This window comes from Pseudomonas silesiensis (assembly GCF_001661075.1).
Taxonomy (GTDB): domain Bacteria; phylum Pseudomonadota; class Gammaproteobacteria; order Pseudomonadales; family Pseudomonadaceae; genus Aquipseudomonas; species Aquipseudomonas silesiensis.
Window position 1 is genome coordinate 1,858,023 of record NZ_CP014870.1, and the last position, 25,403, is coordinate 1,883,425.

Below are 25,403 nucleotides of genomic sequence, written 5' to 3' on the forward strand. Positions count from 1 at the left end.
CGTGCTGGGAGGTTAGCGTATCGAACTTTAAGCGGGGGGAGGCTGTTACCGGGTGGTGCCAGTAGTGCCAGTGGTGCCGGAAGGGCCAGTGGTACCAGGGGTGCCGTCGTTACCACCACCGCCGCCGCTGTTGGAGGCCGCGACGCCGATAGCGATGAGACCCGCGCCAACCGCCAGACCGGTGCCAACTGTTACGCCACCTGCGATCGGGGTATTCAGACCCAGTTTTGATTCTGCCCCTGGTTTTGCAGCGGTGGTTGCAGGAACGGTTTCAGCAGCCATCAATGGCAGGCTGATAGAGGTAACGAGGGCCAAGGCGAGTAGCTTTTTCATGTTCATGCTCCTTGAAAGGATGATCCTTGAGGGTATAGGACCAAGAGTATTTCAGTAAGTATCGGTATTGCAAGCTAGAGCTGCTGGTTTAGGGGTTTTTTAGACATTTTAAGTTCAAAACCTCGGTTGCTGGGTTGGTGGACCTATGAGGATGAGCCGAAAGACCATGCCTCGTTGAGCTCAAGAGGTTGACTTGGGAAGAAAGCTATAACGAGTTCAATTCCTCAGGAGTGTCGGCGCTGTAGTCCTGAGATTTGCGAAACCACCAGCACAATTCAACTTGGCGTCAAGGGGGGGGCGATCTCGCTCAAGCCAAATTTTTCCGAGCCAGTTCTACCTATAAGTCTGCCAACTCTCGATGCCCGTCCGATTGCGTTGAACCCTACGTTTCCCACAACTTCGAGCGATCCAGCACTGACTAGGTGGCAACTACATTTTATGCTGGTGGATTTTCACGATTAGCCATTGTTTTTGCTGATCTGCTCATCCAACATTTGTTTAAAATTAGCAGCAAATGCTTCTTCAGAGAAATTGCTCGAGTGAAGATAAATTTCCGAGTGATCAAACATCGGCTCCTTTATTAGGAACGAATCAATAGCGTTATTTAAACTTTCCGATGTCTGTTCGAAGAAATGAATGCCGGTTTTTTGATGGATTACCGTTTCTGCGGTGCCCCCTAGGCCAAGACAGATTACAGGGCATCCTGTCGCTTGTGCTTCTAGAGGGGCTATTCCAAAGTCCTCTATGCCGGCATATACAAATGCCCTGGCATCCCCAAGCAGGGTATTAATTTCTGAAGTTTGAAGAAAGCCAGTGAAGGTAATGTTTTTATTAGCTGTTATTTCTAGTTTTTTTCTATCGCTTCCGTCACCAACTATCATGAGGTTGAGGCCGTTTTTGTTGAAGGCGTCTACAATCATATCAAATTTTTTGTAGGGTTCAATTCGGCCGACTGTTATGAAGTAGTCTTTTTTGTGCGTTCCCAGAGAGAAACGAGCCAGATCAATAGGTGGATAGATTACGCTAGCTTCAACTCCATATACTTCTGAGATCCAGTTTTTTACGAAATGGGAGTTAGCTACAATACAATCTGGGTTGGACGCAGATTTTTTGTCTATGTACCTTAGCAAGGGGATGAGGGGCATAAATACTCGCTTCCACCCACTAAAATATAATTTGTACTCTTCCCAAATGTATTTAGCGTTTCTTGCTTGAAAATAGCAAATGTGAAGCGCTCCTTTGGGAGTCTTTACAGATTTCGCTATGCAGTGAGAAGAACTGATTACGAGTTTTGTGTCGGAAGTTATTTTTATGCTTCGGATGAAAACAGGAAATAACGGTAGAAGGTATCTAAAATGCTTACCGAAAATATTTAACCAAGTCGATTTGATGTTTGTACTGCTGCCAAAAGTTTTTTTTATGTCGTCATCGGACATTATATTTATAAGTGCGTGACGCTCATCAATTCGATTGTTTTTGTTGATGGAAGCAATAACTCGCTCAGCTCCCGCAAATTTATCTAGCCAGTCGACAACAAGTGCAGTTTTCACTTAGCTCCTCCTAGGTATAAGTTTTATGAGCGCTGGGGAAATAATATAGCTGTGTCTAAGTGCGGAGCCGAAGTCCGGTTCAAATAGTCCTTGGACATAGAAAAACGAAAGAATCAGTATGAAAAGCGTAAGGCTTTCTGTCTTCTCTCTCTTTATTAGGCAGTATAAAAAAATGATGCTCAGCATCATTTTGGGTACTGCGATTAGCCAGTGTCTTAATTCAAGGAAGAAGAGTTCAAATGGAAAAAAAAGTCGTATAGAATTGATCGTTCCGTTTAGGAAGAAAACGGCCATATTTGAATCAGGGAAAAAGTTAACAATTCCGGTGTTGGCGGTTAAAAATGCGGCTGGCTTAGATAAACCTACCGGCATGGGGATGAAAAATAAAACTGGGAATACGACCGCGGTTATGAGCAAAGTTTTTTTGAGGGTGAACTTTGTCACGATAATATGAATGAGGAATGACATTAATAGGAAGGGGCGGAACAGTGAATAAGTGTAAACAAAATAACGAAATTTGAAGCTAACGAAAATAGTTATATAGGCAAGGACGAAAATGAAGAAATCTTTGCTCGGTACTAGTAGGTACAGAGCAGAAAATAGCATATAAACAAATACTAGAAGTGATATGTAGAGGTTTCTACGGTATGCATAAGAAAACGCTCTTGCGCATATGTAAAGCATCGTTAGAAACTGGAATATGAAAACGAAGGATATTATGTTGAAATCGCCATGTCTGAAGCTAGTCAGCATGTTCGAGTTGAGATTTTGCGAGAAGGTCAGTATTTTATAGAGATAGGCTGAAAGTGTATATGAGTCAAAAAAACTAAGGCTCTGATCTTCCTCGTAATTATAACTAAGGCGGTCAAGTATCTTTTCTGAGTCGAAGTAGAGGTTGTCGGTGCCAATGGTTAATAATAAATATGCCATTGCACAGTATAAAAATGTAAAGGCGAGGATAGAAGTCGCCTTTAGGTATGCTTTATTACGCATGTGAATATTCTTCAGTTTCTACTTGTGGGAATAAGTAGTTGCAGATATAGGCGGTAGAGCTGCTGCAGTGATAAATTTTTTTAATGGAGTCTAAGTTTCTTATCAGAAAAAATTCAGGTGGGCAACCTAATTGATCTACTCCACCTATAAGATTGGGGTGGTCTTTAAGTAGGAATTCGATAGAATCATCGTTTGTAGAGAAAAGGTCGTCTTTGATCTTCTGAGCTGGAACGTTTGTAGATCCTAAGATTATTATGATCTTTCTGCCGCTCTTTGTGAATTTTGAATTTTGAGTGAATGCGTTTAAAATTGAATTTGGACAGATGGTGTTCCGCTGATTTATTTGATGCGCGGCTAAAAAATCTTCAGAGGGATTTGGGAAGATTGAATAGTGCGTATCAAGATCAATGCTGTTGTTTAGTTTTTTTAATAGTGATAGAGAGGTTCTTCCTAAGTCCTTTTGGATAGATGACTTATAATTCTCGTTAATCGTGGCGAAGCCGTCATCAATTAAGTGTATTGTTTTTGAATTTTTAATAGTAAGGTAAAAAGGAATTATTCGTTTGTGCCAGGGGTTGCTTAGAAATACTCTATTGTATTTCCCTTTGAGTATTACTTGCAATGGTGGAACGAATTTTGAGTACGGAATTATTTTTGTATTGGTCAGGGTTAAATCTTTCTGTATGGATTTTATTATGTCATCGGATTTTTTATGTGCGAAAATTATGGTGTTTTTGTCGTTGGTGTGCGAAGAGATTAAGCTAATCGATAATAATAGTGAGAACGCGTTGTGTACAATGTAGAGGTCTTCGGACATATTATAATTTAACTCTATGGTGATTTCGTAGGTTGAGTAATAATTTTAAGTTAAGTGCCCTTGGCAACTTGAGGAGGGCTCGTAGTTGCCTTTATTTGTGTTAGTGTTGGGAAATGGCACTGGAAGTGTAAGTGTTTTGTGAAATCACATTAGAGATGTGCTGGCTATGTCCTGAATGTTTAGTCGCATATCAGGTCAAATGCTGTGGCGGTGTTGCATAAGATTTTAGTTGCGGCGCGTTTCCCTATTATTTCCTCAAAGTATTTAGGCTCTAGTCCATGGCCGGGACGAACGCTGCGAACTGCGTCGTGGGTTATGATTTCTCCGGCCTCTAGATTTTTTACAAAATATAATGAGCGGCGAAATTTAACATTTGCAAGCTCGCTAGATTTTCGGCCGTAATCCACCTTGCCCAAAGCTGACCATGCTGTTTTACTATCCTGACACAAAGCAGCTAATTCGACTGGCTCCAATGAAAAGCTGTCATCCGGGCCGCCGCCATTTCGGTCAAGTGTAAAGTGCTTCTCAATAATAGAGGCCCCGAGCACTACGCTGGTGATCGCTGTAGTGTTATCTAAGGTGTGGTCAGATAGGCCGGTTACTAGGCCAAAGCGTTGCATCATATTCGGGATGGTACGCAGGTTGTAGTCTTCAGCAGGTGCGGGATAGCCGCTTACGCAATGAAGAATAGCTAACTCTTTGCAACCGCCTTCATATGCTGCATTGATGGCTTCTTGAATCTCATCAGCATCGGCCATTCCGGTTGAGATAATCATCGGTTTGCCTGTGCTGGCTACATACTTGATCAGCGGTAAATCGACCGCTTCGAAAGATGCAATCTTGTAGGCCGGAGCGTTGAGGTCTTCCAGTAAGTCGACAGCCGTATTATCGAAAGGTGAGCTGAATATTGTAATTCCTAGCTTGCGTGCATGCTCAAATAACACTGGATGCCAAGACCAAGGCATGTGTGCTTCCTGATAGAGCTGATACAGAGTTTTGCCATCCCAAAGCCCGCCGTGAATTTGAAACTCTTCGGAGTCACAATCGAGGGTGATAGTGTCAGCAGTGTAAGTCTGCAACTTAATTGCGTCAGCACCTGCCTTTTTAGCTTCTTCAATAATCTTCAATGCAGTCTCTAACCTTCCATTATGGTTGGCAGAGAGCTCGGCTATAATATAGGGAGGCGCATCCGCTGCAATACGGCGACCGGCAATGTTGATGCTTGGGATAGTTGACATAGTATGATCTCTTAATTATTTGCTTGCCAGTCTGTGGCTAAAAGCCCGAAACACACGACATCCTGATAACGCTGACCGTCGAAGTGTTGTTCACGCAGGGAGCCTTCCTGTTGGAAGCCAAGTTTCAAGTGAAACTTGATGGAGCGCTCATTATACGAAAGTGCTTGGCCGCAGATCTTGTGCAGTGCCGCGTGGCTGAAGGCGTATTGCAGTGCGGCTTCGCCTAACCGGCGACCTGTACCTCGTGGTGCCTCGGGGGCCGCGTAAAACCCCCAATCAGCTATGCCGCCGGGAGCGATTTTATGAATATTGATAAAACCAAGAGGAACGCCATCGTCTTCGAAAATCAGCAGGTGACGGCTGGCGTCCTGAGAGGCCTTTTCGAACCAGCGAGTGTGATCGGCGAGGCTGATTTCATCCTGGGTGTACATATAGCGACGTACCTCGTCATGATTGCGCCATCCCAGTACTAATTCGAGATCCTCGCGGGTCATCGACCGTACCCGCGATCCTGTCGGTACGTTTGCAGTCAATTTAGAACCTAATTGTTGGATAATGCTTGCCACTCCGTGACCGTCCGCAATTTCTGTGGCTGCCCTGCTCATGCGTTCTCGCAGGCACGGCGATGATACAAGTTCGTTCAGCAGATGAGGAAGACGGGTCGATATTTCTTCGGGGCCTTGAAGTACCTGAACTGCTCCCGCATGCTCAAGGCCGTGAGCAACTTTGCGTTGATTGGCTGCCAGTACCAACATCAGGGTTGGCAAGCCCAGGCAACAGCGCTCCCAAGAAGTGGCGCCGGCAGCACCGATCGCCAGGTCGCTGTCGGCCATCAGTTGCGCCATATCGCTGATGCCGGCCTTGACGGTTGTGGGCCAAGGCATTTGCAAGGCTTGCAGACGAACGTCTTCCAGCCAGGGAGCTGTGGCCCCCATGACCACGGTTATATGGCAATTGTCGGGCAATTTAGTGGATTTGAGCGCTTCCAGAATTTGCCCGGTGGCGTTGTCCTTGTCCACGCCGCCCATGGTGATGAGCAGGTGTTCGAGTTTCCAATCTCTCCGACGCTGCAAGCTGTAGCAACGCAAGGCCGCAAACTCGGGCCGAAGCAAGGAGTATTCTGAGCCGCAGAGCAGGGTACAAGTGTCAGGGACCCAAGGTGTGTAGTCGTTGGAATCCCGACCGAAAGTTTGATCCAGCAGAAGATCGCACTGATGAGGGCGGTCGGCTAGATCGTCAATTACCATCAATTTTTGGTAATGCGCCTTCAGTGCAGTTTCCCAGCGAGCATCAAGCGCATAGTGGTCAACGATCAGCCAGTCAAATATCTGCTCACTTAAAATAGCGGTGCATTTGTCAGCGTCTTCTTCTTGAGTGGAGCCCAGCCAGGTGGCATGGGCCGGTTGCGGTTCTGCAGGTGACACAGAAACGTCACTCAAGTTCGCTGTTGTCGGCCCCTTGAGAGGTAAGACATGAACTTGAAAGCCTTTGCTGAGGATGTGATCGATCAAGTTGCCCGGATGTTCGCGGCAAATGAACTGGCATTCACTGCCTTGCAACTTGAGCGCATCGGCCAACGTCAGGCAACGCATGACATGCCCCGTGCCTATTTGCAGTGAGGCATCGACGCGGAAAGCGACCTTTAACGGCTGCATCTTCACTGCGTTTCCGCCTGCATGGCCTTGAACAACCACTCGGCGCGTACCCAATCCTCCGGAGTATCTATGTCCTGTACGCGATGCCGCGGTAGTACCACAGGAGTCGAGCCCGGATTAAAGATCATACGGCCTTGCAGCCAGGCATCACTTCGGCCCCAGTAAAACTGTCCTGCATCGTGATAGGCCTCCTCAAGATCTTGGGAGCGGGTGTTGAAATGCTCAGTGTTGAACATTTCGACACGTCCCTCGGCGTTGAGACGAATCGCTCTCTGGATCGGGAAGGCGTAACTGGTGACCGAAAAGGCGTAATCGCAGCCCACCTCCGCTAGGGTGTCAAAACCACGGCGGATATCTTCGGGACTGACGAAAGGCGCGGTGGCATATAGGCAGCAAGTGTGTTCAACGGATTGACCTTGGGCATGGAACCATTCAATGCCGTGTCGAATGACCGGAATGGTACCGGTATGATCGTCGGACAGTTCCGCGGGGCGCATGAAGGGCACAGTAGCCCCATAGCAACGAGCCACCTCGGCTATCTCTTCATCATCGGTGGAAACAATCACCTGATCAAAGCACCCGCTTTGCAATGCGGCCTCAATGGACCACGCGATCATCGGCTTGCCGCAGAACAGTTTGATGTTCTTGCGCGGGATGCGCTTGCTGCCTCCGCGGGCAGGGATGATCGCGAGATTCATTCCAGCACCGCTTTACGTAACGCAGCTACGACTTCGTCCTGCTGCTCATCAGTCATGGTCTGGAACATTGGGATGCTGATCGCTTCACGGTAGTAGGTTTGCGCCTGCGGGAAATCATCAGCCTTGAAGCCCATGCGTTCATAGTGAGGCTGGGTGTGCACCGGAATGTAGTGAAGATTCACACCGATACCCAGCTCTCGCAGAGCTTCAAAGACTTCGCGGTGAGTCTTCTGGATTTGATCCAGTTGCAAGCGAATAACGTAAAGGTGCAGGCCGGAGTAGCTGTCCGGGTGCTGCCAGGGTGTGTTGATCGGCAGGCTGCTCAGCAGGTCGTCGTAGCGGCGGGCCAATTGATGCCGGCGAGCCACATAGCTATCCAGGCGTTCCATCTGAGTAACACCCAGTGCGGCCTGCAACTCGGTCATCCGATAGTTGAAACCCAGATCAATCTGCTGGTAGTACCACGGGCCATCGGCCTCGTGAGTCATCTGAGATGGATCACGAGTAATACCGTGACTGCGTAGCAGGGCCAATTTGTTCGCAAGTTCGCCATCGTTGGTCAGTGCCATGCCACCTTCGGCAGTGGTAATGATCTTCACAGGATGGAAACTGAATACAGTGATATCGCTGTAGCGACAATTCCCGATGAACTCCCCTTGGTACTTGCCACCGATGGCGTGGGAGGCATCTTCAATGATCTTGAAGCCATAGCGTTGGGACAGTGCATGAATGGCCTGCATGTCGCAAGGCTGGCCACACAAATGCACCGGCACTAAAACTTTGGGTAACGTGCCCTCTTGTTCGGCCTGTTCAAGCTTAAGCGCGAGGGCTTGCGTGCAGAGGTTGTAGGTGCGCGGGTCGATATCGACAAAGTCGACCTCGGCGCCGCAGTACAACGCACAGTTAGCCGAGGCCACGAAAGTAATCGGCGTTGTCCACAACCGGTCGCCCGGGCCAAGCCCGAGGGCGAGGCAGGCAATGTGCAGAGCCGAGGTGGCGCTGTTCACTGCCAAGGCATGGCTGGCACCGACGTGCTGCGCGACACTTTGTTCGAAGCGGGGAACCATCGGTCCTTGGGTCAGGAAGTCAGATTGCAGTACACCCACGACCGCATCGATATCGGTTTGGGTGATTTCTTGGCGGCCGTAGGGAATCATGAATCAGATGCTCCCGATTTTTTCGTAGTTGCGGTCGATCCAGGTTGCCAGCATTTCATCACTCATCCATTCGCTGTTGTTGTCGCTGGCGTAGACGAAACCTTCAGGCACTTTTTGGCCATCTTTGATGCGTTTGGCACAAGTAGCCCAACCGTTGATGGTCGGCAGAATTTTGAAGTGTTCTGGGTATTCGTAGGTGTAATAGGCGTCTTCGGCGCTGATCATCTGCTCGTGCAGCTTCTCGCCTGGACGGATGCCGACCACTTCCTGTTTTGCTTCTGGTGCAACCACACGAGCCAGGTCTGTGACCTTCATCGAAGGGATTTTCTTAACGTAGATTTCGCCGCCTTCCATATCTTCAAAGGCATGCCAAACCAGTTCTACGCCTTCTTCAAGGGAGATCATGAAGCGGGTCATGCGATCGTCGGTGATTGGCAACACACCCTTGTCCTTGATTGACATGAAGAACGGAATTACCGAACCGCGCGAACCCATAACGTTGCCATAGCGGACTACGGAAAAACGCGTGTCATGACCACCAGCGTAGGAGTTACCGGCAACGAACAGTTTGTCCGATGCCAGCTTCGTCGCCCCGTACAGATTGATCGGGCTGCTCGCTTTGTCGGTAGAAAGCGCAACCACACCTTTGACGCCTTTGTCGATGCACACATCGATCAGGTTCATGGCGCCGTTGATGTTGGTTTTTACACATTCAAATGGGTTGTATTCCGCGGTTGGAACAATTTTGGTCGCGGCAGCATGAACGACATAATCGACGCCATCCAGAGCGCGGTACAGACGGTCCTTGTCACGCACGTCACCGATGAAGAAACGAACGCGGGAGTCGCCTTCGAACTTCTTCGCCATGTCCCACTGCTTCATCTCATCGCGGGAGAAGATGATGATCTTCTTTGGATTATATTTGGCCAAGGTCATCGGCACGAAAGTGTTGCCAAAGGAGCCAGTGCCGCCAGTGATGAGGATGGTTTTGTTGGTGAACATTCAACGATTTCCTTGGTTGATGCCTGGTGTAATTCGGGATTGAAACAGGCGGTATTGTTTAGGTGTCAGGACGACGTACGCCCAAGACTTCCAGAGCAGGATTAGAGCGAAAGCTGCGCACAGTCCAAGCGGTATTGCGAGATAGGGCCAATGGGCGGAAAGCAGCCAGGTTGTTGGGATAAAGCATATTAGACTGGCGATGTGACTGTAAATAATTGGACGGTCCTGGCCTTGGGCATAAAGTGCGAAATGCGGAACCATGCCAACCGCATATAACAATGTGGCTAATAAAAGCCACGGAAATATATTTTGATGCTCAAGATAAAGAGGCTTGTTTAACCAGCTCAGCAGAGGGTCAAACAATACGATCGCAATGCCAGCAAAGACTACCGTCAATACCAGGGTTTGGATCAGCATTTTTCGTAAACCGTGGCGAAAAGCGTCGGAATCCTTTTTGTTGAAAGCGCTGATTAAACTCGGATAGAGAAAGGCAAACACGCCCGCATCGAGAAACGACATGAGTGCATTGCAGACCCCCATGAAGAGTACATAGGCGCCAAGAATGTCGAGTCCTGCCAAGTTTCCAAACCAGTAGCGATCCAGCGTGAACACGCCTCGAATCGCAAGGGTTGCTACCAGCAGAGGGATGGCGACTTTCAGGCCCTGACGGATCCACTTCCAGTCAACTTTTCTATGCCATCCCGCGATGCCGAGTTGATTGAGCCGGTAGACCCCTAACAGTAATGCCGCTATTCCACCGATGGTCCAGGCACCTAATACAAGGTCTAGTGAGCGCGTTTCTGGTGCAACGAACATCAATGCAGTGGCAGCCACCGCCCAGATCCCCGATCGAAGAAACAACACGACACTTGCTAAAAGCTGTTCCGATATGGCAATTAGCAAGCGACCCAGTTCTTGGGTTAGATGTTCGAGTACCAGAAGGGCGAAAAACCATCCTGCGACATGCCAAGGCAGCAAGCCTTTTATGAATACCAAGCTGAGCAGCGGTAGAAAGATTGCATAGAGCACCAACGAAAGTGCGCCTTGATCTTTCAGTAGACCACCCCATTCGCTACGGTCACGCTTCAGGATCTCACGGGTGGTAAATGTGTAGAAATCGAAGCCCAACAGGTAGAGCGCGTAGCTAATGGTGGCCGCGAGTAAACCAAACAGTCCTAGCTCGGCAGGTTCAAGAAACCTTGCAAGAAAAAAGATCAACAGGAACTTGCTGGCTAGTGTCATACCGCGCAGAGCTATGTTGATCAAGCGGGTGATGTTTTTGGCTGGCATTAGGGGCTAATGTCTGGTTCGATTCGTTAATGGCGCGATAGCGGGGGCGCTCTTGCAGCCGCGCTTTTGAGCTCAGTAGATGTTCTTCGACAACAGGGTGAATGGGGTTTTGATCAGTATTTTGATATCCAGCCACAATGACCAGTTGTTGATATACGCAAGATCGAGCTCTACACGTTTCTCCATCTTGTCGATGGTTTCGGTTTCGCCTCGAAAACCGCTTATCTGTGCGAGACCGGTAATCCCCGGTTTGATTCGATGGCGAGCCATATAGGCATCGATTTTGCCCGTGTAGTAGTCGTTATGGGCTATTGCGTGAGGACGAGGGCCCACCAGCGACATCTTTCCTTGAAGAGCATTGAATAGTTGTGGCAGTTCATCGAGGGAGGTGCGGCGGATGAATTGGCCGACGCGGGTGATGCGAGGGTCGCCACGACTGGCCTGTTTGACTTCCTGATCATCGTGCATGCGCATGGAGCGGAACTTCCAGACCTTGATGATCTTGCCGTTCCAGCCATGACGTTTTTGTTTGAACAGCACGGGCCCAGGCGATGACAGCTTTACGGCAATGGCGGTGCCCAGCAGAACTGGACTGAGCAGGATGATGGCGATCAGCGCGACTGTGCGATCCAACACGGCCTTGGAAAGCGCCGCGGTAGGATAGGACGTTAACGGGCTTTCATTAAGGTGTATCGCAGGCAGTCCTTCGATTTCGGATACCGAGTGGTTGAGCAGGATCAGGCTTTGAAGGTCGGGAATCCAGATTACATCGACACTGGAGTCCAACAGATCGATATAGAGCTCTTCGATCTTTTCGGCTTCTGTAAGTGGTAGTGCAATGTAGAGGCGACGAATCCGATGAGTCGCAATCAGGTCGCGCAGGTGGGCGAGGCTGCCCAGAATTGGGTACGTGCTGTCGCTCGGCAACGGCAGGTCGTCCGCAGCCACTAGACCCATTAATGGTTCTTTTTTCTGCCGAGCCAGTTTGTCCGCGAGGTCGAATGCGAGTTCGCCGGTGCCAACAATCAGCGAGGTGCGAGCGGCCTGAAGTTTCTGTTGGTAGCGCCGGGCAAGATTGTGAAGCGGCACGTACAGGCAGGCCTGCAATACGAAGCCGGACAAAGCCAGGGTGATAATCACTTCTCGGGAGAACAGCTCGCTGGTCTTAGTGATGAACGCCATGAACATCAAACCTGAGAGCAAAACCAGCCAACCGGCGACCAAGCCCGGCGAGGTAGCCGTGATGCTTGTGATAAACCTGCATCATGGAGTAGGCAGGCACTGAGCCAAGCAACATAAACGCTGCAAGCATGCGGTACTGAGTATCGACTTCCCCTGTCTTTATCACAGCCAGTGCGCAAAGCAGGAGGATGAGAAGGGAAATTGCGGCCAGCCATTGGGCCCAGAACGTAAGGCTGCGGCCTGCTGGCATCATAGTGCTGCGCTTGCGAATCAAGATAAAGTCCCTCGCGTTGGAATGGGCATAGTCTTCCAGGCTGTGCCCGCTGGTAGGAGGAATAATCTCCATGCAGCTGGTGTTACTGTTTGGGCCTCATGCACAAACGGTAGTTGTCGTGGCGTTCCCCGTATCCGTGACAGGGGACGCACTTGCCTTGGCCAATATCAAGGTTTTGGGCACGCTACCGCCCCAGGATTGACCGTTGGTTTCCTGAGAACGTGCGCCGTGGGTGCGACGTGAGCCGTATGCACAAGCGCTGGCAATTTTTTAGGGAGAAAGGATCAATCAGGCAGGGCCGAGTCTTTGCTCGGTTAATGGCGCGCAGAGGAGATAAGTCTTTCCTTGACTGCTGCACAACAGGAAGTCTGTGCAATGGCATCCCGCCGAAATGAGTTGTTTTCTCAGCCGACGACGCATTTTACTGATTTGGTAGGAAAAGTGAAGGCAAATACAGTCTTCACTGAAAGATCCTACATACGGGACTGTGTGTTTTGAGTAGTGGATCACGGATTTAGGGAGAGGAATGACTGGGGAGTTTGGGGTTTTTTATTGGTATTTGAGGTTTCTAGCGGTACAGACGTGGGTTTTTGCTTGAGGTAGTGCAACTGTGGTGGCAGTTGGCTATGACGCTTGCGCTAATGGTTAGCTGAGGGGAAGGGAAGTATTAGGCGGGTCATTTTTTTGGGGCGGCGCGGGATATGGCCTAAGGTCGATCGCTATCGCGAGCAAACTCAGCTCCTACAGGTGGGGCGGGTGTAGCGGCGAGGCGGGTAGTGACGGGGGTGGTTGATGGGGATTGTATTGTTTTTGTTTTAGAGGTCGGGACGTGGGATCAGGATTTTTCAATGGCACTGATTGGGATGCTGAGTGTGTGTTCGCGATGCAATAGCTGTAGAAGGATCACGATGCGTTCGGCGCCGTCACGGGAGAGGAACATGGCCTCGACTTCTTTGTAGCTGCCGCTATTGATTCGCACGCGGTCTCCGGGCTCAAGCTTTACGGATTCTGATGGTTTTTCGTTGAGTCGTTGTTTGAGTTGGTCGATGAGTTCGTCTGCTACAGCAATTGGCTGTTTGCCGAACGTCACCAGTTGGTTCACTCCGCGGGTTGAGCGGATGGGGTGCCAGTTGTCGTTAAGTTGATCGAGCTGGATGAATAGGTAGCCAGGGAACAATGACTCTGCAGAAGCTACGCGACGGCCGCGCTGGACGCGTTCGACGTGATGGGTGGGGCGGTAGCACTTGAAGGCTTGGCGCGTCAGATTTTCCTCGGCGCGTGAGTCTTGCCGTGGTTTGCACTGGATCAGGTACCAGCGGGGCGGCGAGTGCTGGGGTGGCATGCAGAGGCTCTCATGGGTCGATCAGGGCAGCGGCGCTGCCCTGATATTCCGGTGTTATTTATCTGAAGCGTATTCGTACTGGTAGTAGCTGTAGTTGCCATAACCATAGGCGGACGCTTTGCGTTCCACAGCGTTGAAGATCGCGCCTTTGACGACAATGCCGTTCTGCTCGAAGCGGCGTTTGGTCACCAGGATTTCTTTGGCGGCATTCACACCGAAACGGGTCACGATCAGGCTTGTACCCGCTTGGCGACCGACCAGGGCGGCATCGGTGACGGCGAGGATCGGCGGGGTGTCGATGATGACGACGTCGTACTGGCTGCTGACGTTGTCCAAAAATTGAGTGAAGTTGCTGTGCATCAGCAATTCTGACGGATTCGGTGGGATCTGCCCGCGGGTGATGACGTGCAAGTTGTCCACTTCTGTCGCGTGGGTCGCAGTGTTCAAGTCGATTTTGCCGGCAAGCAGGTCAGACAAGCCATTGCTCACATCCAGGCGGAACAGTTTGTTTAAATAGCCCTTGCGCATGTCGGCGTCGACCAGCAATACCTTCTGCCCGGTCTGAGCGATGATGGCAGCTAAGTTGCACGAGACGAAAGATTTACCTACGGCTGGGCTCGGGCCGGAGATCATCAAGATGTTGTTCTTGGCTTCTAGTGTCGCGAAGTGCAGGCTGGTACGCAGACTGCGCAACGACTCCACGGCGAGGTCAGCGGGGTTGTTCACCGCCAACAGCAGAGAGCCAGTAATGTTGCGGCCATTACCTTTAACATTACTTTCAATAAGGGACTGTCCCTTGCTGAGCGGGATGGAGGCGTAAACCGGGATGCCTAATTGTTCAATGGCCTCTGGGTCTTCGATGCCGCGGTTCAATGCTTTGCGGATCAGTACGTAAGCCACTGCAATCAATCCACCGAGCAGGGTGGCGATCAGCACTATCAGCGGTTTTTTCGGTTTGACCGGTTTTTCAATATTCGCATCCGCGGAGTCGATAATCCGCACGTTGCCCACCGTGCCTGCGCGGACGATGTCCAGTTCCTGGGTTTTGTTCAGCAGTTGGGTGTAAATCTCGGTGGTGACCTGCATGTCGCGGGCAAGGCGCAGCAGTTCCTGCTGGGTTTCTGGCAGGTTTTTAACTTTCTTTTCCAGTGCGCGTTTCTGTTGGTCGAGTTGGCCCATCTGGGTCATCAAAGCCTGGTAGGCCGGGTGCTCGCGCGTGAATCGGTGCTCCATTTCCGCTTGCTTGAGCTTCAGCTCGGAAATAAGCGTTTCCAAGGCGACGATCTGATCAAGCACGGCTTTGGTTTCGATGGTGATGTCCACCGATCGAGCGCTTGTCTGGTAGGCGTTGAGCTGGCCTTCGGCTTTTTCCAGCTGCTTGCGCACATCCGGTAGTTGCGTGCGCAGGAACTCGAGGCTTTGCGCGGCCTCGGCGGAGTTGCGCTGGACATTCTGCAGTACATAAAGACGGTTGATCTCATCCAGCACTTTTTTGGCCAGCGCGGGATTTTCGTTTTCCAGCGACAGACCGATGATGCCGGATTCTTTGCCGCGCTCACTTGCCGACACATCTTCCTGGTACTGCAGAATTGTGTTTAGGCGGCGCTGTTTGGTAACGCTGAAAAGCGAACCTGCATTGGCATTAAGAGTGGCAATTTGCACCTTGAAACCATCTTGCTCGAGTTTTTCGCCAGCCTGTCCCTTGATGAGTACTTCGTCATCATCATTGAGCAATGTGAAAGCGCCAGCGCCTTCCGCGCGTAGTGTTAGCTCTGTACCCAGGTAATCATCCGGCACCTCCAGCTGAAAGATATCGAGTTTTTCTCCACCCCATGTATAGCTATTCAAGCCAAGCGATGGTGGGGCCAGCTCATTTAGGCTGGTTGGCTGAAAGCGCCGGCTCAGGAAGTGGCCGATCAAAGGAAAGTAGTTAGGCTCTATGATTATGTCGAGCTTGAGGTTCTCCACAGCCCTGCCCAGAACTGCACGGGATTTGAGCAGCTCGATTTCGGTCACCGCCGGGGAGGTGCCGCCAAACATTTCGCCCATTTCACCCATGCCGCCTAGCGCAGACATGCCGCCTTTCTTTTCTTCGACCTGGACGAGTGCATTAGCCTGATAGATCGGCGTTGACAGCAGAGCGACTGCAACACCGATTGCGCAAAACAACGCGGTGATACCGATGATGATCCACTTGCTATCGATCAAGGTGCCGAGTAACGCGAGCAGATCGATATTATCATCGTCGTCGCGGTGTTCTTGAATGGGTGCGCTGTTTGGGCTCGTCATGCGGGGTACTTTTACAAGAGGTGATTATAATTTTTTCGACCAGCTGTCGACGCCTTGCGTCATCAGTCGGTAAACGTGTTCGAAGGCGACTTTCTGCTGGCGGTAGGGGTCGGGAATTTCCTGGTCTTTCTGCCACTTGCCCAGCAGGAACGTCTTACCACGCACTTCCGGCGCCATTCGCGCGATGCTCTCCACGTGGCGTTTTTCCATGGTCAGGACTATATCGGCCTGTTGCAGCATTTCTCGAGTCAGTTGCCGGCCTTTGTGGTCGGGGAGATCGCCGCCATGTTCGCGCAAGACTTCCAGCGCGGTGCTGTCCATGGGTTTGTCTACAAGCGCGCCGAGGCCCGCCGAACTGACGTCGATGCCGCGATGGGCCAGTCTGCTTTTAAGCAGGGCTTCGACGGTGGGGCTGCGGCAGATGTTGCCGATGCAAACGACAAGGATTTTATTGAACATAGGAGGCTGCGCAGGTTGCGGTACGAGTGTGGTGACCGCACAGGCAGCAGGAGGAGGGGGATGGAATTCCTTTCCAGCGCAACAGTACGGCTTTCTCCGGTGCATTGCTGCTGCCGGGGCCATTTCAAAAGCGTGCACTGTAGTGGCGTAGGGGGGGAGGGTCAAGGCTCGGCCGTTACTTTCTCTCATACAAGCGTTTGCCTTTGTCGGCAATACTATTATGCCAGCATTGGGTAGGTGAATAGGCCAAAGTGCAGCAGATTCAAGCCGAAGTGCGTGGCGACTGCGGCGGCCAATCCGCCGAAGCGGTAGGCCAGGCCGTAGCCGATGCCGGCCAGGGTCGCCAGGAAGACCCATTGCCAGCCGGCGCCCCAGTGGGCCAGGCCGAACAATAGCGCGGCGAATAGCAGGGCGAAGTGTTCGCCGTAGGGCAGGTGTTTGAGTCGTTGGGTGAGGCCGCCTTGTATATAGCCGCGGAACAGGGCTTCTTCGACCAGGGTGACCAGCAGGAGGTTGTTGAGGAGCCAGAGTCGGGCGACGTCGGGCCATTTGGGTGACCATTCGATGATGCCGAGCAGGCAGGCGCTGGCGAGGGTGAGCAGGGCGGTGAGGCTGAGGGTGATGGTGCTGGTTTTGAGGGTTTGGTTGAGTGAGCGTTGGGCGATGATCCAGGGGCAGGCGAGGATGAGCCAGAAGCCGATCAGGGGTTTGTCGAGGTTGAGGTACATCGAGAAGGGGATGGCGTTTTCGCTGAGGTGTTGTGGGGGGATGACTTGGGCGTTGTGGAAGCCTGGCAGGTAGTGGAGGGCCAGGGTTAGGGCCAGGAGGATGAATAGGGTGTGGCCGAGGTAGCGGGCGTAGGGGTGGTTTTGTGGTTGGACGGCGATGCCGGCGAGCAGGAGCAGGGTGAGGGGGAGGGCTGCCTGGAGGGAGAGTTGGCCGTGGGTGAGTGCTAGGACGTAGCCGGCGGTGAGTAGCGTGAGGTACGGCCAGGGCAGTCGGAGCATGGGTCTTCCTTGAGGGGGGCTTGGTTTTATGTGGGCATTTAGGCAGATGTTGGGGTGGGTGGGCAATGGAGGTGGAGGGGGATTTGTTGGGGAGGGTTGAGGTTGGTGTTTTTGGGTGGGTGAGCTAGAGCGGGGTGTGTCGATATTGGGGTGGTGAGTTTGGGATTGATGGTGTTTGGTAGGACGCCATCGCGAGCAAGCTCGCTCCCACAGGTACTGAAGTTGGATGTTAGATGATGGTCGGCATATAAACTCTGCGTGCGGCATTTTTGAAGCTTAATTCTCGCATTAAACACTCCAAGGCGGCGCGTGTTTAAAAGGCCTGTAGGTTACTTCTCACAGGCTACAACGTCTTGCTCCATTGCCTACGGTTACGTCAGAATCCGCCGGCTTGTGCGCCTTGGATCGGGGCTCTATCGTTTGCCGGTCGCTGAAAACCAGCGATCGGGTTTGGTAGCCCGGGTCATACAAGGTGTACTGCACCGCCAGTTGAGGCATTTTTTGTCTTTGCTTTATGGTGGTCATGCACAGGGCACCTTCGGGCGCGCCGGTTTCCTTGTACCCGGTCTACCAACCTGCGTATGGCCACCACCCTTCGTTTGGTAGCGAGGTTGATGGCTCCCTGTTTTGTAGTACAAGGAGTTGTATCCATGTTCAAAGTAACGCCCAACCCGCCGGACACCGATCCGACATCGCTGCACCAGCCCCCCGATTCAGAAAATCACGACGAGCTTGTCAAACGCGCCCTCGATTTCTACGCCAACCCTGCCGCCCACGCCGCTGTTATCAAAGCCACCCCGAGGCAACTCGACAGCATGTTCATCGTTAACCCGCAAGTCGATGTCGAAACCCTGCTGGGCCACGCTTGCGAATCCCTGGCGTCGGCCAATGTCATGGCCATGGACCTGGCGGATCATCTGGATGGGACTAGCCGTAATTCGCTGTTGGGTATTGCGCAGGTCATCATGTTGGGCGAGTTGGCGGTGAATCGGGCGCTGGATCGGATAGATGCATCCGAGTAGCAACGATCAGCCGTGGTGAGGGAGTGTGCTCCCGCTGGGTTCCGCAGTGGCCTCGATAGGACGACTGCGGTCTTTTAGAAATGCCCAACTGCTGGAGGCGGCATTTATGGACGCTTTGAATGCCGCCGATAAGAGAAAAGAAAAATCAACCTACGTGGGTTGAGCATGGATTGCCGGATCTGCGTAGCCTTGAGCGTGAGTTGCGTTCGGCTGCGATAGAAGAAATTGATGCAGCGACTGATCATCAGGCGGCGATTGAGCTGATGGAACAACACTTGGGGTTCATCGATCCTGCCGTCATTTCAATTGATGTCGTTACCCCCATGGGACTGGTGACAATCCATAGGGGCAGCATCTATCACATCGTAGAAAAACGCTTTGACGCGCGTGAGCGCTGCTTTATGACAGCCAAAGAAAAAGGGCGGTTCTTTCGAACTGCCCTTAAAAATCTGCTTGATATTCATATGCACACCCTCAAGCAGGGGTGTGGAGGTCTCACCCTACGCTGATGTCCAGCCATCGACGGGGTTCCTACGCCAGTTATTGCCGCTGGAGGCAACTGGTTTCGCGCTCATGGCCATTTTTAACGACCCATCTAAAAAGAGCAACCGCCTGGCAATCATTACGCGGCCCGAAGCCTTTCCTTGGCCTGCGCATCCGCCAGGATGCATTCCCCTTTATCGAGCATTAATCCTTTCACTCAATCGCAACTTCAGCGCAAGCCGTGGCAATCACCCGCCCCGCATTGGCAGCGCTGCACACCACATCACAGTACTTGCCGTTGTCATCCATGGAAGAAAGGCGGGCATGGAACTGCAGTTGCCTGGCCGCCGGCACCAGTTCGGCTGCGTCTAACGTCACATGCGAAAGCCTGTAGGAAACGGCTCGCCTCATCTTGTGATCCAGTAGCCGGGACAGGGCCTGACTCATTCCGTACATAATGACGGCGACCGGCCACGTGGCGTATTGCGGAAAATGTCCTTCGCACCGTGCGGCGCAGAATCCAACGCTGCAGGCGGTGATCTCCTGTTTGCTGCGCTCAAGCACCGACAATTGGAGCGCTTCGGCATAGGGAGACTGGCCGGAGGGTAAAGACGCTGGCGTTCGATAACTGGCGAAGAGTTTCTCAAAGGTCTTTTCTGCCAGGACGTGGTAGCTCACGACCAATTCTGCGAACAGGTGCCCGCGCAGAAGAAGTTGAGTTTTGGCGGTGACGGTTTTGCGCGTCTGTTCGACGATTTTCGCCCTGGCGGTCATCGAGGGTGTGTGGCCGAGCCCGGTGGGGTAGTAACGCAGGTCCCATTGGGCGCGTGATGCCAGGTAGTACACGCGCGTTCCTTCAGGCTGGGTCAGGGCCGCGGCGCAGGATCCCAGAATGGCCAGATGACGGCCTGCCTCGGCGGTTGCCAATGGCCCTTGTTCATTGCCTCGCGGTTGTTCGGGGGTGAATTCACCGTAGATGTCCCATTCGTCAGGCAGCGTATACAGCGAGGTGAAAGCGAAATACGGCGGCTGTACCGCGATGCTTGTGGCCATCTGCGCGATGTCGATTGCAATCCGGGCATGTTGATCAGGGTTTTTTGAGGCAAGTGTCATGACTGACGATCTCCATGTCGGTAATGATCGTAGTAGGGGGCTGCACGGCGGTGATGCAACTTCAAGCTAGGGGAAAAACTTCATAAAGAAACCTGTCAACAATGACAGGCTGATCGTTGAAGTGACGGACGGTATTGCCTGCTATCAACTCGCAGGAGTCGTTGGTCGAACTTGTCAGTGTCAAAGCATTAACGGTTCGCACCTGTCAAAGTTGACAGTAGACAGCGGGTGTTGATGTGAGGAGGCTGCAGGAGAGGGTGTTTAACTTTCTTCTCCTGGTGAGGGGTACTCCGTCATGGACGAACTTAATAGCGTTGCCAGTGACAGTGTCGATAAAGCCAATGAACTAGTGGACTTGCTCATTCAGTACGGGTCTGCTTTTGGCTTGAAGATTATTTTTGCGGTGCTGTTCTGGATAGTGGGCCGATGGATGATCAGTTTTATTGTCCGGTTTGTTCAGCGCTCGATGACCCGGCAAAAGATTGATCCGACGGTGTTGCGGTATGTCGGGTCATTTATCACGGTCACGCTGAATATCATTCTGGTGATTGCCATTCTTGGGTATTGCGGGATTGAGACGACCAGTTTTGCCGCGATTCTGGCGGCGGTTGGGTTGGCGATTGGTATGGCTTGGTCGGGGTTGTTGGCGAATCTGGCGGCGGGTGGGTTCATCATTGTGTTGCGGCCGTTCAAGGTGGGGGATGAGATTGGGGCGGGCGGGGTGGTGGGGACGGTGACTGAGATCGGGTTGTTTGTGACGACTGTTAATACGGCGGATAACGTGTTGACGCTGGTGGGTAATAACAAGATTTTTTCGGACACTATTCAGAACTTTTCCAGTAATGATTTTCGGCGGGTGGAGTTGTCGTTTTCGTTGCCGTTCGAGACGGATGAGCGGGTGGTGGTGGGGTTGCTGCAGCAGCGGTTGGGGAAGGTGGCTAATGTGTTGTCGGCGCCGGCGGTTGATGTTCGGTTGGTGGGGGTGAATTCGGAGTCGGTGGTGTTGATGGTGCGGTTGTGTTGTCACAGTGAGCATTATGGGGCGGTGCGGTTTGATGCGAATGGGGTGATTCGGGAGGTGTTGAAGAATAGGGGGGATGGGCAGGTTGAGATTGATTTGGTGAGTGGGGTGGTTGGTGAGAGTCAGCGGAGTTTGGGAGGGGTTGGTCGGGAGGTTGGGTGAGCGGTTATTGAGGGCGGTACATTCAAATATCTGACATCGCCATCGCGGTGTGTCAGGCGATGGGGTGGTGGCTGATCGGCCGCTTTCGCTGGCAAGCCAGCTCCCACAGGTGTTGGGGGGGATGTGAGGTTTGGGTCTGGCTATCAGACCTTTTGGGGGTTGGTGTTGGGCACCAACCCCGGTTTGTGGTCAGGAAGCGATTAGTTGTCGCAGGACGTAGTGGAGGATGCCGCCTGATTTGAAGTATTCCACTTCGTTCAGGGTGTCGATCCGGCACAGGACTTCGACTTTTTCGCGGCTGCCGTCGGGGCGGGTGATGACGAGGGTCAGGTTCATTCGCGGTGTGAGTTCGACGTTGGTCAGGCCGAGGATGTCGAGGGTTTCTTTGCCGGTGAGGTTGAGGCTTTTGCGGTTTTGGTCGAGTTTGAATTGCAGGGGCAGGACGCCCATGCCGACCAGGTTGGAGCGGTGGATGCGTTCGAAGCTTTCGGCGATGACGGCTTTGACGCCGAGCAGGTTGGTGCCTTTGGCGGCCCAGTCGCGGCTGGAGCCGGTGCCGTATTCCTGGCCGGCGATGACCACCAGTGGGGTGCCGGCGGCCTGGTAGCGCATGGCGGCGTCGTAGATCGGGATTTTTTCGCCGGTGGGGATGTAGATCGTGTTGCCGCCTTCTTCGCCGCCGAGCATTTCGTTGCGGATGCGGATGTTGGCGAAGGTGCCGCGCATCATCACTTCGTGGTTGCCGCGACGGGAGCCGTAGGAGTTGAAGTCGCGCGGTTCCACGCCTTTGTCGCGCAGGTAGTGGCCGGCGGGGCTGTCGGCCTTGATGTTGCCGGCCGGGGAGATGTGGTCGGTGGTGACCGAGTCGCCGAGCAGGGCGAGGACCCGGGCGCCGGCGACGTCCTTGACCACCGGGGGCGGGCCGCCGATGTCGTCGAAGAACGGTGGGTGCTGGATGTAGGTCGAGTCGTCCTGCCAGACGTAGGTCGCGGCCTGGGGCACTTCGATCGCTTGCCATTGTTCGTCGCCGGCGAAGACTTCGGCGTATTCCTTGTGGAACATGGCGGTGTTGACCTGGTTCACGGCGTCGGCGATTTCCTGGGTGCTCGGCCAGATGTCGCGCAGGTACACCAGGTTGCCGTCCTGGTCGGTGCCCAGGGGTTCGCTGCTGATGTCCATCCGCACGGTGCCGGCCAGGGCATAGGCGACGACCAGGGGCGGGGAGGCCAGCCAGTTGGTTTTCACCAGCGGGTGTACGCGGCCTTCGAAGTTGCGGTTGCCTGAGAGTACGGAGGCGACGGTGAGGTCGGCTTGCTGGATGGCTTTTTCGATCGGCTCCGCCAAGGGGCCGGAGTTGCCGATGCAGGTGGTGCAGCCATAACCGACCAGGTCGAAGCCGAGTGCATCGAGGTACTGGGTCAGGCCGGCGGCCTTGTAGTAGTCGGTGACCACTTTCGAGCCGGGCGCCAGGGAGCTCTTGACCCAGGGTTTGCGCTTGAGGCCTTTTTCCACGGCTTTTTTCGCCACCAGGCCGGCGGCCATCATCACGCTCGGGTTGGAGGTGTTGGTGCAGGAGGTGATGGCGGCGATGACCACGGCGCCGTTTTTCAGGCGGTAGGTCTGGCCTTCGTAGTCGTAGTCCGCTTCGCCGGCCAGGTCGGCGTTACCGACGGCGACGCCACCGCCGCCTTCGCTTTCCAGGCGGCCTTCTTCCTTGCTGGTGGGTTTGAATTGCAGGTCGGTGAAGTCACTGAAGGCCTGCGGGACGTTGGGCAGGGAGACGCGGTCTTGCGGGCGTTTCGGCCCGGCGAGGCTGGCTTCGACGCTGCCCATGTCCAGGGCCAGGCTGTCGGTGAAGATCGGTTCTTTGCCGGGCAGGCGCCACAGGCCCTGGGCCTTGCAGTAGGCTTCGACCAGTTTTACCGTGGCCAGCGGCCGGCCGGAGAGGCGCAGGTAGTCGAGGGTGATGTCGTCCACCGGGAAGAAGCCGCAGGTGGCGCCGTATTCCGGAGCCATGTTGGCGATGGTCGCGCGGTCGGCCAGGGGCAGGTCGGCGAGGCCGTCACCGTAGAACTCGACGAATTTGCCGACCACGCCTTTTTTGCGCAGCATCTGGGTGACGGTGAGCACCAGGTCGGTGGCGGTGATGCCTTCCTTGAGCTTGCCGGTGAGTTTGAAGCCGATCACTTCGGGGATCAGCATCGACACCGGTTGGCCGAGCATCGCCGCTTCCGCTTCGATCCCGCCGACGCCCCAGCCGAGTACGCCGAGGCCGTTGATCATGGTGGTGTGGGAGTCGGTGCCGACCAGGGTGTCGGGGAAGGCGTAGGTGCGGCCGTCCTCGTCCTTGGTCCAGACGGTGCGCCCGAGGTATTCCAGGTTGACCTGGTGGCAGATGCCGGTGCCCGGTGGCACCACGCTGAAGTTGTCGAAGGCGCTCTGGCCCCAGCGCAGGAAGGCGTAGCGTTCACCGTTGCGCTGCATTTCGATGTCGACGTTTTGTTCGAAGGCGCTGGCGCTGCCGAATTTGTCGACCATCACTGAGTGGTCGATCACCAGGTCCACCGGTGACAGCGGGTTGATCCGCTGCGGGTCGCCACCGGCCTTGGCCATGGCGGCGCGCATGGCGGCCAGGTCGACCACGGCGGGCACGCCGGTGAAGTCTTGCATCAGGACCCGCGCCGGGCGGTACTGGATTTCGCGATCGCTGCGCCGCTCCTTGAGCCAGGCGGCGATGGCCTTGAGGTCGGCGCTGGTGACGGTTTTGTCGTCTTCCCAGCGCAGCAGGTTTTCCAGCAGGACTTTCAGCGACATCGGCAGCTGGTCCAGGTCGCCGAGGCTTTTAGCGGCGTCGGGGAGGCTGAAATAGTGGTAGGTCTTGTCGTCGACTTGCAGGGTTTTAAGGGTGTTCAGGCTATCGAGGGACGGCATTACGATCACTCCTTGAAGTCCGCACGGCTACGGACTGAGGGGACGGACAGAGCATTAAAGCTAGCCCTGTTTTCAGTAGCTGGCTAATAACTGGACTCTATGGACAAGTCCAAGGTTCCGAACTCGGCTATCATGCGCCGGTTTTCGTGACAGGCTTTGCTTCAACGCAAGTCTGGGCATCGCGCAGTGGTTGAATGTCTCGCCATCTGCCCAGGAGTAAGAATGAACACCCTCTTTATGCATTGCCGGCCGGGCTTCGAAGGCGAAGTCTGTTCCGAGATTTCCGAACACGCCGCACGGCTGAACGTGGCCGGTTATGCCAAGGCCAAGACCGCCAGTGCCTGCGCCGAATTCATCTGCACCGAGGAAGACGGCGCCGAGCGGTTGATGCGCGGTCAGCGTTTTGCTGATCTGATTTTTCCGCGGCAGTGGGCCCGGGGGATTTTTATCGATCTGCCGGAGACTGACCGGATCAGTGTGATCCTTGCGCACATGGCGGATTTTCCGCTGTGCGGTAGCTTGTGGTTGGAGATGGTCGACACCAATGATGGCAAGGAGCTGTCGAACTTCTGCAAGAAGTTTGAGGGGCATCTGCGTAAAGCGCTGATGGCGGCTGGCAAGTTGGTGGAGGATCCTTTTAAACCGCGGTTGCTGCTGACGTTTAAAAGCGGGCGCGAAGTGTTTATGGGGCTGGCGGAGTCGAATAACTCGGCGATGTGGCCGATGGGCATTCCGCGCCTGAAGTTTCCGCGCGAGGCGCCGAGCCGCTCGACGTTGAAGCTGGAGGAGGCGTGGCACCACTTTATTCCGCGGGATCAGTGGGATGAGCGGTTGCACAGTGATATGACTGGCGTTGACCTTGGCGCTGCGCCGGGTGGCTGGACCTGGCAGCTGGTTAATCGTGGGATGTTGGTGACGGCTATCGACAATGGGCCGATGGCGGAGAGCCTGATGGAGACCGGGCTGGTGCAGCATTTGATGGCTGACGGGTTTACCTTCAAGCCGCGGCAGCCGGTGGACTGGATGGTGTGCGACATCGTCGAGAAACCGGCGCGTAATGCGGCGATGCTGGAGGAGTGGATTGGCGAGGGGCATTGCCGGGAAGCGGTGGTTAACCTGAAGTTGCCGATGAAGCAGCGGTATGCTGAGGTGAAGCGGTTGCTGGAACGGATTGCCGACGGGTTCAAGGAGCGGGGGATTCGGGTGGAGATTGGTTGCAAGCAGCTGTATCACGATCGGGAAGAAGTGACGTGCCATTTGCGGCGGCTGGATGTGAAGAAACCGAAATCCCGGTGATACACGCGGAGCCCCTGTGGAGCTGCCAGCGAAAGCGGTGGGTCAGTCGACATAGATGTTGAATGTGACGCCCTCATCGCGAGCAAGCT

At 53.6% G+C, this 25,403-nt stretch carries 20 protein-coding genes and 1 pseudogene; 5 read left to right on the forward strand and 16 right to left on the reverse strand.

Going from position 1 to position 25,403, the window contains the following annotated elements:
• Positions 1-45: 45 nt before the first annotated feature.
• Complete coding sequence (locus PMA3_RS08460; protein WP_064676730.1) at positions 46-333, reverse strand: hypothetical protein; 288 nt, start codon at positions 331-333, stop codon at positions 46-48.
• A 458-nt stretch (positions 334-791) separates the two neighbouring features.
• Positions 792-1,883, reverse strand: coding sequence for a glycosyltransferase (locus PMA3_RS08465; RefSeq protein WP_064676731.1), 1,092 nt, complete (start codon positions 1,881-1,883; stop codon positions 792-794).
• Positions 1,884-2,001: 118 nt separating this feature from the next.
• Between PMA3_RS08465 and PMA3_RS32430 the strand changes: the two genes are divergently transcribed.
• Positions 2,002-2,337 carry a hypothetical protein gene (locus tag PMA3_RS32430; RefSeq protein ID WP_152032246.1) on the forward strand — a complete coding sequence of 112 codons (336 nt, stop codon included), beginning with the start codon at positions 2,002-2,004 and terminating at the stop codon, positions 2,335-2,337.
• A gap of 531 nt (positions 2,338-2,868) precedes the next feature.
• Here the strand turns inward: PMA3_RS32430 and PMA3_RS32435 are convergent.
• The 12 genes and pseudogenes from PMA3_RS32435 to PMA3_RS08525 form a co-directional block, all read right to left on the reverse strand.
• The gene (locus PMA3_RS32435) at positions 2,869-3,693 is read right to left on the reverse strand and encodes a hypothetical protein (RefSeq protein ID WP_152032247.1); all 825 of its coding nucleotides are present in this window, start codon (positions 3,691-3,693) and stop codon (positions 2,869-2,871) included.
• Between the two features lie 179 nt (positions 3,694-3,872).
• The gene (gene pseI / locus PMA3_RS08475) at positions 3,873-4,931 is read right to left on the reverse strand and encodes a pseudaminic acid synthase (RefSeq protein WP_064676733.1); all 1,059 of its coding nucleotides are present in this window, start codon (positions 4,929-4,931) and stop codon (positions 3,873-3,875) included.
• Between the two features lie 11 nt (positions 4,932-4,942).
• Positions 4,943-6,586: a UDP-2,4-diacetamido-2,4,6-trideoxy-beta-L-altropyranose hydrolase gene (gene pseG / locus PMA3_RS08480; protein ID WP_420848687.1), complete on the reverse strand. Its 1,644-nt coding sequence runs from the start codon at positions 6,584-6,586 to the stop codon at positions 4,943-4,945.
• A gap of 2 nt (positions 6,587-6,588) precedes the next feature.
• Positions 6,589-7,284: a pseudaminic acid cytidylyltransferase gene (gene pseF / locus PMA3_RS08485; protein ID WP_064676734.1), complete on the reverse strand. Its 696-nt coding sequence runs from the start codon at positions 7,282-7,284 to the stop codon at positions 6,589-6,591.
• Positions 7,281-8,441 (reverse strand): UDP-4-amino-4,6-dideoxy-N-acetyl-beta-L-altrosamine transaminase, encoded by a 1,161-nt coding sequence (pseC, locus tag PMA3_RS08490; protein WP_064676735.1) that lies wholly within the window; start codon positions 8,439-8,441, stop codon positions 7,281-7,283. The genes pseF and pseC overlap by 4 nt, the downstream gene beginning before the upstream one ends.
• Positions 8,442-8,444: 3 nt before the next feature.
• On the reverse strand, positions 8,445-9,443 hold the full coding sequence (pseB, locus tag PMA3_RS08495; RefSeq protein ID WP_064676736.1) for a UDP-N-acetylglucosamine 4,6-dehydratase (inverting): 999 nt from the start codon (positions 9,441-9,443) through the stop codon (positions 8,445-8,447).
• Positions 9,444-10,733 carry a lipopolysaccharide biosynthesis protein gene (locus PMA3_RS08500; protein WP_064676737.1) on the reverse strand — a complete coding sequence of 430 codons (1,290 nt, stop codon included), beginning with the start codon at positions 10,731-10,733 and terminating at the stop codon, positions 9,444-9,446.
• A 72-nt stretch (positions 10,734-10,805) separates the two neighbouring features.
• Positions 10,806-12,168, reverse strand: a pseudogene (locus PMA3_RS08505) (undecaprenyl-phosphate glucose phosphotransferase).
• Positions 12,169-13,024: 856 nt separating this feature from the next.
• Positions 13,025-13,531, reverse strand: coding sequence for a transcription/translation regulatory transformer protein RfaH (rfaH, locus tag PMA3_RS08510; RefSeq protein ID WP_064676738.1), 507 nt, complete (start codon positions 13,529-13,531; stop codon positions 13,025-13,027).
• Positions 13,532-13,585: 54 nt separating this feature from the next.
• On the reverse strand, positions 13,586-15,820 hold the full coding sequence (locus tag PMA3_RS08515) for a polysaccharide biosynthesis tyrosine autokinase (protein ID WP_064676739.1): 2,235 nt from the start codon (positions 15,818-15,820) through the stop codon (positions 13,586-13,588).
• A 24-nt stretch (positions 15,821-15,844) separates the two neighbouring features.
• The gene (locus PMA3_RS08520; protein WP_064676740.1) at positions 15,845-16,279 is read right to left on the reverse strand and encodes a low molecular weight protein-tyrosine-phosphatase; all 435 of its coding nucleotides are present in this window, start codon (positions 16,277-16,279) and stop codon (positions 15,845-15,847) included.
• 218 nt (positions 16,280-16,497) lie between these two features.
• Positions 16,498-17,286, reverse strand: coding sequence for a CPBP family intramembrane glutamic endopeptidase (locus PMA3_RS08525; RefSeq protein ID WP_064676741.1), 789 nt, complete (start codon positions 17,284-17,286; stop codon positions 16,498-16,500).
• A 650-nt stretch (positions 17,287-17,936) separates the two neighbouring features.
• Between PMA3_RS08525 and PMA3_RS08530 the strand changes: the two genes are divergently transcribed.
• Together PMA3_RS08530 and PMA3_RS08535 are read left to right on the forward strand one after the other, a co-directional pair.
• Positions 17,937-18,308: a DUF6124 family protein gene (locus PMA3_RS08530; protein ID WP_064676742.1), complete on the forward strand. Its 372-nt coding sequence runs from the start codon at positions 17,937-17,939 to the stop codon at positions 18,306-18,308.
• Positions 18,309-18,427: 119 nt separating this feature from the next.
• The gene (locus PMA3_RS08535) at positions 18,428-18,817 is read left to right on the forward strand and encodes a hypothetical protein (protein WP_064676743.1); all 390 of its coding nucleotides are present in this window, start codon (positions 18,428-18,430) and stop codon (positions 18,815-18,817) included.
• A 187-nt stretch (positions 18,818-19,004) separates the two neighbouring features.
• Here PMA3_RS08535 and PMA3_RS08540 read toward each other — a convergent pair whose 3' ends face one another.
• Positions 19,005-19,904 carry a hypothetical protein gene (locus tag PMA3_RS08540; RefSeq protein WP_064676744.1) on the reverse strand — a complete coding sequence of 300 codons (900 nt, stop codon included), beginning with the start codon at positions 19,902-19,904 and terminating at the stop codon, positions 19,005-19,007.
• 295 nt (positions 19,905-20,199) lie between these two features.
• Between PMA3_RS08540 and PMA3_RS08545 the strand changes: the two genes are divergently transcribed.
• Positions 20,200-21,087: a mechanosensitive ion channel family protein gene (locus tag PMA3_RS08545; RefSeq protein ID WP_064676745.1), complete on the forward strand. Its 888-nt coding sequence runs from the start codon at positions 20,200-20,202 to the stop codon at positions 21,085-21,087.
• 189 nt (positions 21,088-21,276) lie between these two features.
• Here PMA3_RS08545 and acnA read toward each other — a convergent pair whose 3' ends face one another.
• Positions 21,277-24,018, reverse strand: a complete 2,742-nt coding sequence (acnA, locus tag PMA3_RS08550; protein WP_064676746.1) for an aconitate hydratase AcnA — start codon at positions 24,016-24,018, stop codon at positions 21,277-21,279.
• Positions 24,019-24,240: 222 nt separating this feature from the next.
• On the opposite strand from acnA, the gene rlmM reads away from it, so the two are divergent.
• Positions 24,241-25,314: a 23S rRNA (cytidine(2498)-2'-O)-methyltransferase RlmM gene (gene rlmM / locus PMA3_RS08555; protein ID WP_064676747.1), complete on the forward strand. Its 1,074-nt coding sequence runs from the start codon at positions 24,241-24,243 to the stop codon at positions 25,312-25,314.
• The last annotated feature ends 89 nt before the right edge of the window (positions 25,315-25,403 follow it).